Raw genomic sequence first — 13611 nt, 5'->3', positions numbered from 1 at the left:
TGATGGAAATACTGCGCCACATGTGGGTAAACATCAAGCAACAACGTTTGCCGCTCCGTCTAATCGTTGATTTTTCATGCTAATCATGCGGTATATTCACGAATTATTACAGTCTTAAGCCTTGAATATGCTACCATCCACCATCATTTTAATGTCTAAACTTGGTGCAGGTCGCAAAGACGATCCTTTTAGTAAACACATGAGCCAATACTGAGCACCAATAAATCAATAGAAAGAGAAAAAACGTCATGAACATTGATTTGAACCTAATTCCTCAAACGTTCGATATGCTGCATGCTGGTTTGGCAGCTTCGAGTGTTTTGCTTCTTCTGATCGCGGTATCGCGCAAATCAAAAGTGGTCGAGAAAGTGGTAGAAAAACCGGTCGAGAAAATCGTCGAGGTTGAGAAGCCAGTTGAGAAGATCGTTGAAGTAGAAAAAGTAGTGGAAGTAGAGAAAGTCGTAGAGCGCGTTGTAGAAGTTGAATCAAAACTTGCAACAGCATCAACGGACTCTGCAATGCAGCTGCTTTCTATCATGCAACAAGAAGCTCGCCTAATTGACTTCTTAAAAGAAGACCTAACGTCATTCTCTGATGAAGAAGTAGGCGCGGCCGCTCGCGTAATCCACACTGGCGGTCAGAAAGTACTGAACGACTACGTGACGCTAGCGCACGTTCGTAACGAAGACGAAGAAACTCGCATTACGGTTGAAGAAGGCTTCAACCCACAAGAAATCCGCCTAACTGGCAACGTAACAGGCAGCGCGCCATTCAACGGCACGCTAGTTCACAAAGGTTGGAAAGCAACATCAATGACGTTGCCTAAACTGGCTGAGAACTACGATGCATCTGTGATCGCTCCAGCTGAGGTTGAGCTGTAATGGAACACATGAACCAAGAAAACCATTCTCAAGAAGCGTCTGTTGAAACTCAACAGACGCCTAAATTCAGTGTTGGTATCGACTTAGGTACAACACACTGTGTCATGTCTTTTGTTGATACTCACGACGAAGACGCTCGCGTTGAAGTAATGCCTATTCCGCAACTTACTGCGCCGGGCACGGTAGAGACTCGCAGCCAATTAGGCTCTTTCCTTTACCAGCCGCACGAGCACGAAATGAACCCGCAATCACGCGTTCTTCCGTGGTCGAGCGAGCCAAAAGCTCTAGTTGGTGCAATTGCACGTAACCTAGGTTCAAAAACACCGATTCGCCTTGTTGCAAGTGCGAAATCTTGGCTTTGCCACGCTGGTGTGAACCGTCGTGATGCCTTCCTACCAGCAGGTAGCCCAGAAGAAGTGGAAAAAGTATCCCCTCTTCGCGCGACAGAGCTTTACCTAGAGCATCTAAAAGACGCTTGGAATCACACCAATCCAAATCACAACCTTGCTGATCAAGACGTAACTATTACAGTTCCTGCTTCTTTTGACCCTGCTGCTCGCGATCTAACAGCAGAAGCAGCACGCAACGTTGGTTTTGTGCACCTAACGCTTCTAGAAGAGCCACAAGCTGCGCTTTACAACTGGATCGACAACAGTAACGACAAATGGCGTGATGAAGTTGAAGTTGGCGACATCGTGCTTGTGGTCGATATCGGTGGTGGTACAACCGACCTTTCTTTGGTTGAAGTAACTGAAGACGACGGCAACCTAACTCTGAACCGCATCGCGGTAGGTGAACACATCCTACTTGGCGGTGACAACATGGACCTTGCACTTGCGTACCGCTTGAAGATGAAGCTAGCGCAAGAAGGCAAAGAGCTACAGCCATGGCAAGTTCAGGCAATGACACACGCATGTCGTGACGCGAAAGAAGCGCTATTGAACGACAGCGAACTTCAGTCAGTGCCAATCGTAGTACCAAGCCGTGGCTCTAAACTGCTTGGCGCAACGCTGAAAACAGAACTGACTCAAGAAGAAGTACAACAAACACTGGTTGACGGCTTCTTCCCTCAAGTTGCGATTACTGACCACCCTGTTCAACGTAACCGTGGTGCACTAACGCAAATGGGTCTGCCTTACGCACAAGATGCTGGCATTACTCGTCACATTGCTGCGTTCTTGTCTAAACAAGCTAACGCCCTTTCTGCTTCAGGAAATGGCGCAGAAGCAGCAGCTCAAGATTTCAATCCATTCGCTAACATGCCTGGTATGCCAGGTGCGGATGCAGCCCAATCAGCTGACTTCATCAAGCCAACCGCAATTCTATTCAACGGTGGTGTTCTGAAATCGAAACTTCTAGCAACTCGTCTAGAAGACACGATCAACGAATGGCTAATTGAAGCAGATGCTGAAATGGCGAAACGCCTAACAGGTGTGGATCTAGACCTTGCAGTTGCTAGCGGTGCGGCTTACTACGGCTCTGTTCGTCGTGGTCAAGGTGTTCGTATCCGTGGTGGTATTGCTTCGGCGTACTACGTGGGTATCGAAAGTGCGATGCCAGCGATTCCGGGCATGGCGCCTCCAATGGAAGCACTTTGTGTTGCACCATTTGGTATGGAAGAAGGTTCAAGCGTTGACGTACCAAGCCAAGAGTTTGGTTTGATCATCGGTCAGCCGGTTAACTTCCAATTCTTCGGCTCAACGGTTCGTCGTGATGACCTAGCAGGTACTCACCTAGACTACTGGGCACCAGAAGAGCTTGAAGAGCTTCCAGAAATCCAAGTAACGCTGCCTGTATCTGAAGGCCGCCGTGAAGGTGAAGTGGTTCCGGTAACCCTAGCCTCTCGCGTCACTGAGCTTGGTACGCTTTACTTAGAAGCCATTGCTGCTGATAACGGTCAAAAATGGCATGTTGAGTTCGATGTGCGCGAAGACGCGAAAAGCAACTCAAACGAAGAAGAATAAATAGAAATCAAACGGCATCCAATCGGGTGCCGTTTTTAAATACACGAAGGTTTGTATGGCATCTCCTCGTTTTCTTGTTGGTATTGACCTTGGCACCACAAACACTGTGGTGGCGTATTGTGAAATCACCGACAACCTTGAACAATCCGAAGTATCCCTATTCGACATCGACCAACTGATTGGTCCGGGTGAAGTGGTTCGTAAACCATTGCTGCCCTCTTTCCGCTATCACCCTGCAGTTGGTCAAATCTCCCCTTCTGACCTAACACTTCCTTGGGAAAACGAACCGGTATCTGGCGACATTAGCAATGTGATCGTGGGTGAATGGGCTCGTGAATTAGGCGCTAAGGTGGAAGGACGTCAGGTATCCAGTGCTAAAAGCTGGCTATCGCACCAAGCAGTGGATCGTAGTTCAGACGTTCTTCCTTGGGCTGGCGCGCAAGACGTAGATAAAGTATCCCCCGTCATTGCCAGCGCAAGCTACCTCAACCACATTCGTCAAGCATGGAACTACCGTCACCCTAGCAACAGGCTAGAAGATCAAGATGTGGTTGTGACCGTTCCAGCGTCGTTCGATGAAACCGCTCGTAAGCTCACGCTTGAAGCGGCTGAGCTGGCAGGCTTAAAGAAAATCGTCCTGCTCGAAGAGCCACAAGCCGTATGTTACGACTGGTACGCACGCCACCAGCAAACCGCAGCTGATGAACTCAAAGAGTTGCCGCTGATTCTGGTGTGTGATGTGGGCGGTGGTACTACCGACTTGAGCTTGATTGAAGCAAGTTTCTCTTCTCAAGATGAACTAGCCCTTGATCGTATTGGTGTTGGCGAACACTTGATGCTTGGTGGTGATAACCTCGACTTAGCATTAGCACACCTTGCAGAAAGCCGCTTCAACCAAAGTAAGAAGCTCACTGCCGCAAGCCTGACTAAGTTGATTCAGCAAACTCGCAAGGCGAAAGAAAACCTGCTTTCAGCGAGTGCACCTGAAGAAGTAAAAATCACCATGCTAGGCAGTGGCTCAAAACTTCTTGGCGGAACAAAGAGTATTGGGCTGAGCAAACAAGAAGTGCACCAAATCGCTTTGGATGGCTTCTTCCCGCTTTCTGATTTCAGTGAAGTACCAGACAAACGCCGCAGCGCCGTTGTCGAGTTTGGTCTTCCATACGTTGCTGACCCAGCAGTGAGCAAACACGTTGCCGAGTTCTTAACTCAGCACCAACAAGTTGCTCGTGCCGCTCTTGGCATTGAAGACGACAAACAAAATGCCATTCCAGTCGGTTTGCTACTTAACGGTGGTGTGTTCAACAGTGAACTTGTGACTGAGCGAGTCACTACCCTCCTTTCCGATTGGCGCAGCGCTCCGGTTACGGTATTAGATAACCCACATCCAGATTGCTCTGTTGCACTAGGTGCTGTTGCGTTTGGTAAAGCACGTCGTGGTGCACAGCTAAAAATTGGTGGTGGTGCAGCCCGTTCTTACTTCTTGCATCTTCAAGAAAAGAACAAGATGGGCAAAGCGCTCTGTTTGCTTGCAAAAGGGACAGAAGAAGGACACGAGATCCGCTTAAGTGGTCGTCGCTTCTCGCTTACCCTAGGTGAGCCCGTTCGCTTTAACCTGCTGACTTCTACACACGACACCTTAACCAATAACACTGCCATTCAAAACGGTGTGATGGTTGACGTTGATCCGGACTTGTTTGCTCCTCTGCCTCCTTATATCACCACCCTTGAAGGTGAAGGTGCCGAACTGCAAGCCAATCAGAAAGAGCGCGTAGAAGTGCAACTTGCGTGTCAGTTGACTGAAGTCGGCACGCTTAAGATGGAATGTGTCAGCGCAGAAGACGACAGCAAACGTTGGGAGCTTGAGTTCGAAGTTCGTAACAAGCAAACCGACGACAGCGAGCAAGTTAAGCTTCATCCTAAACTGAACGAATGTAAGGAGCTGATCGCTCGCCTTTACAGCGGTAATAAGAAAAGCGCGGAAAGCAAAGAGATCAAAACCTTAGCCAAAGATCTTGAGAAGAAACTGGGCAAACGTGACGAGTGGGATTTCACGACCCTACGTCAACTGTTTGATACCTTTGCACAAGGTCGTAAACGTCGCCGCCGCTCTGAACAACACGAGAAAAACTGGCTTCGTTTGGCGGGCTTTGCATTGCGTCCGGGGTTTGGCGATCCAACCGACTCATGGCGTATTGAGCAAGTTTGGGGTCTCTACCAACAGAACATTCAGTTTAAGAACCATCAAGGTTGGACCGACTGGTGGGTGTTCTGGCGTCGTATCGCAGGTGGCTTGAGCCAAGAGCAGCAAGAGACCATCTTGGCGGACATCGCGAAATACCTACATCCTGGTGCGATGAAAAACCCACAATCCGCCAAAGCAGCGCAAGACATGGGTTACGAGTCGATGGTTCGCTTGTCTGCCTCTCTAGAGCATCTAGAAGTCGAAGACAAAGTTCTATTGGCAACGTGGTTCTTGAGCAAAGCCATCAACCATAACCAGTTCGAACAAGCACACTGGTGGGCAATGGGGCGCTTGGCATCACGTACGCCTTTGTATGGCAGTCAGCATAACGTCGTTCCTCGTGAACAAGCGGAACAGTGGTTGCCTAAGCTGTTAGAGCAGAACTGGCAGAAAGAGCCAATGATCGCGTTTGCAGCTGTAATGATTTGTCGTAAGACGGGCGACCGCCTATTCGATATCTCAGACGACTACCGTGAACAGGTACTGGCTAAGTTGAAGCAAAGCAAGGTACCTGAATCTTGGGTATCATTGGTTGAAGAAGTCAAAGAGCTATCTGAGAGCGAATCGAAGCGTATCTTCGGTGATGCACTGCCAAGCGGTCTGACGCTGGTAAATAACTAGGCTCTCACGCTTATAAACGCAACAAAGCCCTTCTCGTGAAGGGCTTTGTTTTATCTGATTCTAATAGCTGACGAAAGACGACTCGTTAGTTCATTTCCGTATTGATCACCACGTCACGCGTTTCATTATCCATATCACTGATGCCGACCACTGAGATTTCACGGTCAGATAAATTCTCAATCATGCTGTCTTCTAACCCACCGTCCGTCATCCACGCATAGAATTTTTCCGCAATACGATCCGAACCTTCTCCGACAAACGTTAATGTGACCTTCTTCATTTGTGACACTCCATCAATTTACGATTCAGCCACTTAAGCGTAGTATGTTTCGCAAATATCGACATAAACTAGGACTAACTTCTTTTATGAGTATCGAAAAATTTGACGCGATTTATCAGCGCGCTGCTGAGCGTAAAGGTGGTGAAGATCAACTTGAAGCGCTTTTGTCTCATCCACTAAGCAAAGAAGAATTGGCAGCGATTCCCGATGACCGTTGGCTGGCCGCTTTTTCGATGAAGGTATTCCAAAGTGGGATTTCGTGGAGCGTGGTTCGCAACAAGTGGCCGAACTTCGAAGAAGTATTCTTCGGATTTAAGATTGAGCCCTTGTTAATGCTGTCAGACGAGCAATGGGAAACCAAAGCAACCGACAAACGCATCATTCGCCATCTCACTAAAGTCATGTCGATCCCTGCTAATGCTCGTATGATCCACGAAGCAAAAATCGAATACGGCTCGTTTAGCAAAATGGTTGCCGATTGGCCGCAAGATAAAATCACCGACCTATGGGCATATTTGAAGAAACACGGTAATCGCCTAGGTGGAAATACCGGTCCTTACACACTTCGCCAAATGGGCGTTGATACCTTTATCTTGTCTAGCGACGTCGAGGCTTACCTGCGTAATTGCAAGATCATTGAAGGTGGCAAAGACACTAAAAAGTCGCTCGACGCCACCAACAAAGCATTTGTGCAATGGCAACAAGAAAGTGGTAGAAGCCTGTCTGAAATAAGCCAAGTTATTGCGTTCAGCACCGGCGATAATCGCATTTAACCGAGATTAAACCCAAAATACAAACGGCGCACTGATCATTGGATTTAGTGCGCCGTTTTTATGTTCATTGGTTCAAGTACAGACTTACTTTGAACCCAGTGATTCCCACTCAGTCAGTATCTGCATAATGCGGTGAGAGTCTTCCCATGTTGCACAAGGGTTTTCTAACGAGGTACGCCCCTCCTCAACCGCTTGGCGAATATTGCGCACTTGATAGTAAAAAGCATCCCCTGCCGCGGGAACAGACACTTCACGCTTCGACGTCTCGTAAATTTCCACACTAAACTGGTTATCTTGCGTTGGTAGCCATGGGTTTGAATCTAGCGTAATACAGCCTTTGCTACCCAGGATGGTGAACTGGTGTTTCAATCCATGATCTTCGGCAGTGTGTACGCTCACCGTTTGTTGCTCACCAAATTGCATCATCAAGCTCGATTCACAGATATTACCGTCATGGCCTCTTCGGCCAATCGCTGTCATTGAACGGTTCTCAAAGGTTTGTTCACCCAACATGGTTTTCACCACCAAATGCACCAATGACATTGGATAACAACCTAAGTTATACAAAGCACCTTTACTGTCTGGATTCACAAACTGTGCAATCGATGCAATATAAGACGTATGGATGGAGCGAAGTTCACCAATCTCTCCCGATTTAAGCACCGAAACCAACTCACTGATCAACGGGTGATGCAAGTACATTAAGCCTTCAGCAAAGAATACCTTGTGCGTTTCGACTGCTTTTAGTACCAACTCGGTTTTTTCCATATCTACCGACAGTGACTTTTCACACAGAATCGCTTTCCCCTGCTCTGCCGCCTTAACGATAAAGTCATGATGAAGGTGATTTGGCAATGCGATGTAAATAATGTCGACTTGCTCATCGGCAATCAACGCATCGTAATCGGTGAACGTATTCTCGATGCCATATTGCTCAGCAAATGCCTTTAAGTTCTGTGCCGAACGCCCAGCCACCGCGTACAACTCACTCTTGTCATCACCTTGGATTGCTTCAGCCATGACACCTGAGATAAAGCTTGTGCCTAAAATGCCCCATTTCATCTTCACGTCTCCTATTGCGCTTGGGTTTCGAATGCTTGGACTAACTCTGCCATTTCAGCCGCAATGAACGCTTGTGTGTGCGGCATAGCAAAATGCGCTTCAATCGCGGTGCGGCTTTCATATCGCTCCCAAAGAATCACACGCAGTGGGTCTTTCGAATCGTAGGTCGCATTCGCTTGCAAACACCCAGCCTCGCTCTGCATATCAAGGCAAAATTGTTCAATGGCTTCAACCACTTGTTGTCTTGGCTTATCGGCATTCATTTTCAGTTCGGCGGTAACAAAAATCGTCTCGCTCATGATGGCTCTCTTTCTCCATTCTTAATCATTCCGCCACTGTAATTAACCTCATATGATTGATAAACTCTGCTTTAGTTAATTCTTTATCAACTCTAGGTGTGCAATGGACAAATTAACAAGCATGAAAGTTTTTGCTTACGTGGTCGAACATGGCAGCTTTCGTAACGCCGCACACCACTTTGATATTTCACCGACCATGGTTGGCAAGCACGTGAGCTTTCTTGAGCAAAGCTTAGGTACACAACTGATTCATCGCACCACGCGCAAACAGTCCCTGACCGAAGCTGGCAGGCTCTACTATCAAGAGTGCCACCGCATTATTGAAGACATCACCAACGCAGAGAACCTAATCCAGACGCTGATCAACCGTCCAACCGGAACAGTAAAAGTTAACTGCCCTGTCACGTATGGCAAAAAGGTCATTGCTCCTATCGTGGCTGACTTCTTAGCTGAATTTCCCGATTTGAACGTTGAGCTGATGTTGGATAACAATTTGATTGACCCATATCGAAGCGAAGCTGACGTGATTATTCGAATCGGTGAGTTGGTCGATTCGTCGTTAGTCGCGAGAAAATTGGGTGAGTACCACATGACTTACTGCGCCTCACCCTCTTACCTTGAGCAGCATGCCCCTATCCAATCGCTTGATGACCTTGAACATCATAATTGTTTGGGGTTTCAGTATCACCAAGGAGAAAGCCAACAAGTGGTGAACATGCCATCTAATACCTTTGGAAACAGCAACACCCGATTAACGTCTAATAATGGCGATGTACTTAAGTTTGCCGCGTTAAAAGGCTCTGGTGTTCTTCTGCAACCAAAGATCTTAGTTGAGCAGGAAATCCAATCTGGTGCCTTGGTAGAAATTCTTCAGCAACATGCTCCCAAGCCAAAACCGATCCACCTGCTTTACCGTTCAAAACAGCTTTCCCTTAAAAACCGCACCCTGGTTGATTTTGTTCTTTCGCATGTGAATCCGTAACACCACCTCATAAAGCGGCGACAATTTAGCCATTCAATCAGCTTTTATTGTCGATATGACAAATATTATTTCTCGTTAATTGTCTTTATTTTTCAGGCCGTTAGTATAGAGAGCTCATTTAGTGAACACTATTTATTGATTCCCATCAATTGCATTGCTCTGACAAAGTGACTAGGATTGCCGCCTTTCCTGAGTGAACTATCAAAATAACATCGAGAAATTTAATCTAATTTCTCTTCAATTTCGTGTGCAATCACGACATTTGCACTCATTTCAAACTGCATAAGCACATTCCTTTGCTTATGAAAACGACATTGATTTCTCGACACTTTTGGTCACGTATGTGACTTTTTTCGTTGGGAGCGATTTTTCAATCAAGGTTGGTCACAAGGACGCTACCCCTTGACTGCATTTACTGGAGGATAAAATGCCTAAAGGTCTAATGCTGACTGACTTAGCCATTGCTGGCTTACTATTGATTTTGGCAAAAGTCATTCGCGTTCACATGCCACTACTGCAACGTATGTACATTCCATCGGCGGTTCTCGCGGGATTATTCGGTCTGATTTTTGGACCAGCCCTGCTAGACGTACTGCCTTGGACCGATACCTTTACCGCTAACGCAAGCCTGTTAACTGCTGCACTTTTTTCTGCGTTAGGTCTGGCAACGGATGTTCCATCACCTAAAACCGTCGCACAGCGCGCTGGCTCATTGTGGGCATTCAACCAAATCGCTTCTGTTTCTCAGTGGTTGTTTGCGGCAATGTTTGGTCTCGCTATCACTACCTTCTTCTGGCCAGAGATTAATCCCGGCTTTGGTGTGACAATGTCTGCGGGCTTTATGGGCGGTCACGGCTCTGCCTCTGTGGTTGGTGAAATCTTCACGGGGCTTGGCTGGGAAGATGGCTTCACACTTGGCTTAACCTTCGCAACAGTGGGTATCTTCATTTCGATTTCTGTCGGCATGCTCATGCTGCAATTCGCATTGAAGATGGGTTGGATTCGTAGCTTTACGACATTCGACAGCATGGACGAACACGAACGCAAAGGCCTTGTTAAGCCTGATGATCAAGAACCGGTAATGAAAGACACCATGTCTTCCCTGTCGGTTGATTCTTTCGCGATTCACGCTGCGCTAGTGGTTGTCGTAACCGCTTTCTCTTATGTCGCCGCCAACTACTTGTCTTCTTTCCACGATAAGGTGCAAATTCCTACGTTTGTAACTGGCTTCCTTGGCGGCATGCTTGTGCGAATCATCGCGAAACAAACCAAAGCTTCACGCTATCTTTGTGACGGTGCATTCAAACACACTGCGGGCATCAGTACCGATTATTTGATTATCTTTGGTATCTCAGCCATTAAGATTACCGTCTTAGCCCAGTACTTAATGCCTATGGTAGTACTAGCAATTGGCGGTGTAAGTTTCACACTTTGGTTAATCTTTTGGGTAGCGCCGCGAATCATGGGTGAAGATTGGTTTGAGAAAGGCATCTTCTCTTGGGGTTGGTTGACCGGTACGGTAGCTATGGGTATTGCTCTACTTCGTATTGTTGATCCAAAGATGCGCAGCAAGGTACTTGATGATTACGCCATCGCTTATGTCCCAGGCTCAATCACTGACATCTTCATCATCTCTTTGATGCCAATCGCAATGTATAACGGCATGCACTGGCAAGCGCTTGGCGTTGGTCTAGCTTACATAGCCGTGGTTCTTTTCATTTGGCGTTTTGTTTTCAAACAAGGCTCACACGCAGCCACAAGCACCTCATAAAGCGATGATTTAAAGCCCCATATCTTTATAGGATTGGGGCTTTTTCTTATTGAGATTACACTTACTTTTTGTGTGAGATTGAATAAATTCCGAATGCAATTTTAAGCAACTTGTTTTATATATTAGAACCGAATTATTCATCGCATAACTTCATTCTTTTTCAATACCTTTCCAGCCATAATTTTGCTCCAGAATAGCAGACTATAAAAATACATATTCGGAGGTTGGCTGTGCGTAATACCAAAGGTTTTACACTGATAGAATTGGTGGTTTGTATCGTCATTCTTGGGGTGGTAAGTGTCGTTGCGCTCCCAAAATTTCTTGGTATCCAGAAGGATGCCCGCATTGCTGTCTTGTATGGTGCTCGTGAGGCGCTGATGACAGCCAACAATCAAGTCTACGCAAAAGCCGTGCTCCAATCGCAAGAGAACGTCGACGCTGGTGAACTGATGAACATTGATTTGAATAACGATGGCGTCAACGATCTGATTGGCTACTACGGATATATCAAGAATGTGATTCCAGCAAAAGAGCTCGCCGGGTTTGACCCAAAACTGACTATCAATCGTTGGTACGGAGTGGACGATGAAAATGAACCCTATTTCTTAATTGGCTTTGCTAATAAGCCTGTCGACATCTTCAACCTTTGCTACGTAGAAGTCTATTATCCAAAAACAGCAGGTGGTCAAATAAAGTACGGAATTCAAACCAGAGACTGCTAAAACCGGTAAAAACAAGCTTCAAGAGTGATACTTTTGAGGCTTTCCTTTCTGTTTGAGATGGAACCCCTCAAAACTGCAATTAACATTAAATTCACAATATCTTGTTACATCCTCCCCTTTCAGCAATACATAAGGCGGCTATTCATCGAGCCTCTATAAAATCGACACATTGTGTTGTTTTTCATTTCGCTCAAAAATTATGCTTGTAAACTCATCAATTCGCTCAATAATGGTTCCATAACAAATTCAATAATTTAAGCAGGAGGCGAAATGAGAATATTCTGGCAGCTGCGTTGGTATTTCCAACTAAAGTGGAAACAATATGTGGGGTCCATCCTGCTATTTGCCGTCATTTCCGCCCTTCAGCTTGTTCCTCCCAAAGCGGTCGGCATTATTGTCGATGGCGTGGTCGATAATACCCTCGAAACCAGCACCTTAGTGATGTTGTTATTAGGCCTTATCGTGCTGTTTTTTGCGATATATGGCTGTCGAATACTGTGGCGGATCTGGTTATTTGGCGCGAGTTGGGAACTAGGCACCATTTTGCGTAATCGCCTTTATCGTCATGTCTCTACTCAGCCCCCTCGATTCTTTGAGCGCTACAAAACTGGCGACCTGATGGCTCGTGGTACGAACGATGTTCGCAACATTGTTATGACCGCAGGTGAAGGCGTGTTAACTGCGGCCGATTCACTGATCACTGGTATCGCGGTACTGATCATCATGGTGACGCAGATCAGTTGGAAGCTGACTGCAATGGCATTATTGCCGATGCCGTTTCTTGCCATCATTATCTTCTTTATCGTTCGTATTCTGCATAAACGATTCAAAATCGCACAAGAAGCCTTTTCTACGATGTCAGACATGACTCAAGAGTCACTAAATGGCGTACGTATGCTGCGTGCTTTCGGGTTAGAAAACCAAGAGCAGCAACGTTTTGAAGAGGTTGTGGATGATACAGGCGAGAAGAACATTGCCGTTGCCCGTGTCGATGCGCACTTTGATCCAGCCATTCAGCTGACTATTGGTATGTCTTTCTTTTTGAGTGTTGCTTCTGGTGCCTATTTAGTTGACCAAGGTGATATCACACTCGGGGATTTGACCGCATTTACTATGTATTTGGGTCTTATGATCTGGCCTATGCTGGCATTCGCGTTCCTATTTAACATCTTGGAAAGAGGCTCTGCTGCGTGGAACCGTCTGCAAGAAATCTTCGATGAAAAGCCTGAGATCGTCAGTGGTGAAACGTCATTGGGCACTCAACCTTTGCCTTTGCAGATCAAAATTGACGAGTTCCACTGGTCTAAAGATCTGCCACCAGCACTAACTGATGTTCACATCACCCTTGAGCCAGGAAAAATGCTCGGCATTGCAGGCCCAGTTGGCAGTGGTAAATCAACCTTACTCACCTTACTGCTTCGCCAACACGATATGGATAACGGTACGATTCAGTTTGGTGATGTCAAAATCAAGGACGCTGTCCTGCCAGAGTGGCGAGACCGTTTTGCTGTTGTTAATCAAAGCCCGTTTTTGTTCTCTAAATCTATCTTCGACAATATCGCTCTGGGCAACCCTAACGCCTCAAAAGAAGACGTTTATCGAGCGGCGAAACTGGCTTGTATCCACGACGATATTGAGAAGTTTCCTGAAGGCTATCAAACAGAAGTGGGCGAAAAAGGCATCACCCTTTCTGGAGGTCAGAAACAACGTATCGCCATTGCTCGCGCCATGCTGCTCAATGCCCAAGTATTGGTATTGGACGATGCCCTATCCGCTGTTGATGGACGTACCGAGCACCAGATTCTGAAGAACTTAGAGACTTACTATCGAGAGCAATCATTGATTGTTATTGCCCACCGTCTCACTGCTCTAGAAGCGGCAGAAGAGATTGTGGTGCTGAATCACGGGCACATAGCAGAGCGTGGCCAACATAGTGCACTTCTGGAACGTCAAGGGTGGTACGCGGAGATGTACCAGTACCAGAAACTAGAACAGGCAATGGAGGACTAAT

General features: G+C 46.7%; 11 protein-coding genes. 8 read left to right on the top strand and 3 right to left on the bottom strand.

The genetic code is table 11. The features are described 5' to 3' along the window. Positions 1 to 248 precede the first annotated feature (248 nt). Genes KJB05_RS08385 through KJB05_RS08375 form a run of 3 tightly spaced genes read left to right on the top strand, consistent with a single transcriptional unit; the run spans position 249 to position 5711 of the window. Positions 249 to 881 (top strand): DUF2760 domain-containing protein, encoded by a 633-nt coding sequence (locus tag KJB05_RS08385; RefSeq protein ID WP_005442696.1) that lies wholly within the window; start codon positions 249 to 251, stop codon positions 879 to 881. Then, positions 881 to 2845 (top strand): Hsp70 family protein, encoded by a 1965-nt coding sequence (locus KJB05_RS08380; RefSeq protein ID WP_045401831.1) that lies wholly within the window; start codon positions 881 to 883, stop codon positions 2843 to 2845. Before KJB05_RS08385 ends, KJB05_RS08380 begins: the two co-directional genes overlap by 1 nt. A gap of 55 nt (positions 2846 to 2900) precedes the next feature. Then, positions 2901 to 5711: an Hsp70 family protein gene (locus tag KJB05_RS08375; RefSeq protein ID WP_208444436.1), complete on the top strand. Its 2811-nt coding sequence runs from the start codon at positions 2901 to 2903 to the stop codon at positions 5709 to 5711. Positions 5712 to 5796: 85 nt separating this feature from the next. On the opposite strand, the gene KJB05_RS08370 is transcribed toward KJB05_RS08375, so the two are convergent. Next, positions 5797 to 5991, bottom strand: coding sequence for a hypothetical protein (locus KJB05_RS08370; protein WP_005377692.1), 195 nt, complete (start codon positions 5989 to 5991; stop codon positions 5797 to 5799). Positions 5992 to 6077: 86 nt separating this feature from the next. Here KJB05_RS08370 and KJB05_RS08365 point away from each other — a divergent pair, with 86 nt between their 5' ends. Then, positions 6078 to 6764 carry a DNA-3-methyladenine glycosylase I gene (locus tag KJB05_RS08365; RefSeq protein WP_208444437.1) on the top strand — a complete coding sequence of 229 codons (687 nt, stop codon included), beginning with the start codon at positions 6078 to 6080 and terminating at the stop codon, positions 6762 to 6764. A gap of 84 nt (positions 6765 to 6848) precedes the next feature. On the opposite strand, the gene KJB05_RS08360 is transcribed toward KJB05_RS08365, so the two are convergent. Beyond that, entirely contained in the window at positions 6849 to 7826 is a 978-nt protein-coding gene (locus KJB05_RS08360) for a Gfo/Idh/MocA family oxidoreductase (protein WP_208444438.1), read from the bottom strand. A gap of 11 nt (positions 7827 to 7837) precedes the next feature. After that, positions 7838 to 8125, bottom strand: coding sequence for an antibiotic biosynthesis monooxygenase (locus KJB05_RS08355; protein ID WP_061008507.1), 288 nt, complete (start codon positions 8123 to 8125; stop codon positions 7838 to 7840). Between the two features lie 103 nt (positions 8126 to 8228). Here KJB05_RS08355 and KJB05_RS08350 point away from each other — a divergent pair, with 103 nt between their 5' ends. The 4 genes from KJB05_RS08350 to KJB05_RS08335 all read left to right on the top strand — a co-directional run bounded on the left by KJB05_RS08350 (position 8229) and on the right by KJB05_RS08335 (position 13610). Next, positions 8229 to 9107: a LysR family transcriptional regulator gene (locus KJB05_RS08350; RefSeq protein ID WP_208444439.1), complete on the top strand. Its 879-nt coding sequence runs from the start codon at positions 8229 to 8231 to the stop codon at positions 9105 to 9107. 427 nt (positions 9108 to 9534) lie between these two features. After that, positions 9535 to 10878, top strand: a complete 1344-nt coding sequence (locus KJB05_RS08345; RefSeq protein ID WP_208444440.1) for a sodium/glutamate symporter — start codon at positions 9535 to 9537, stop codon at positions 10876 to 10878. 230 nt (positions 10879 to 11108) lie between these two features. Further along, the gene (locus KJB05_RS08340) at positions 11109 to 11600 is read left to right on the top strand and encodes a type II secretion system protein (protein WP_045411328.1); all 492 of its coding nucleotides are present in this window, start codon (positions 11109 to 11111) and stop codon (positions 11598 to 11600) included. Positions 11601 to 11870: 270 nt separating this feature from the next. After that, positions 11871 to 13610, top strand: coding sequence for an ABC transporter transmembrane domain-containing protein (locus KJB05_RS08335; RefSeq protein ID WP_208444441.1), 1740 nt, complete (start codon positions 11871 to 11873; stop codon positions 13608 to 13610). Position 13611: the final 1 nt, after the last annotated feature.

Origin of the sequence: Vibrio sp. B1ASS3, from assembly GCF_905175355.1 — a bacterium.
Taxonomy (GTDB): Bacteria; Pseudomonadota; Gammaproteobacteria; order Enterobacterales; family Vibrionaceae; genus Vibrio; species Vibrio owensii.
Note: the sequence above shows the minus strand (reverse complement) of the source record. Positions and strands in the feature narration are given on the sequence as shown.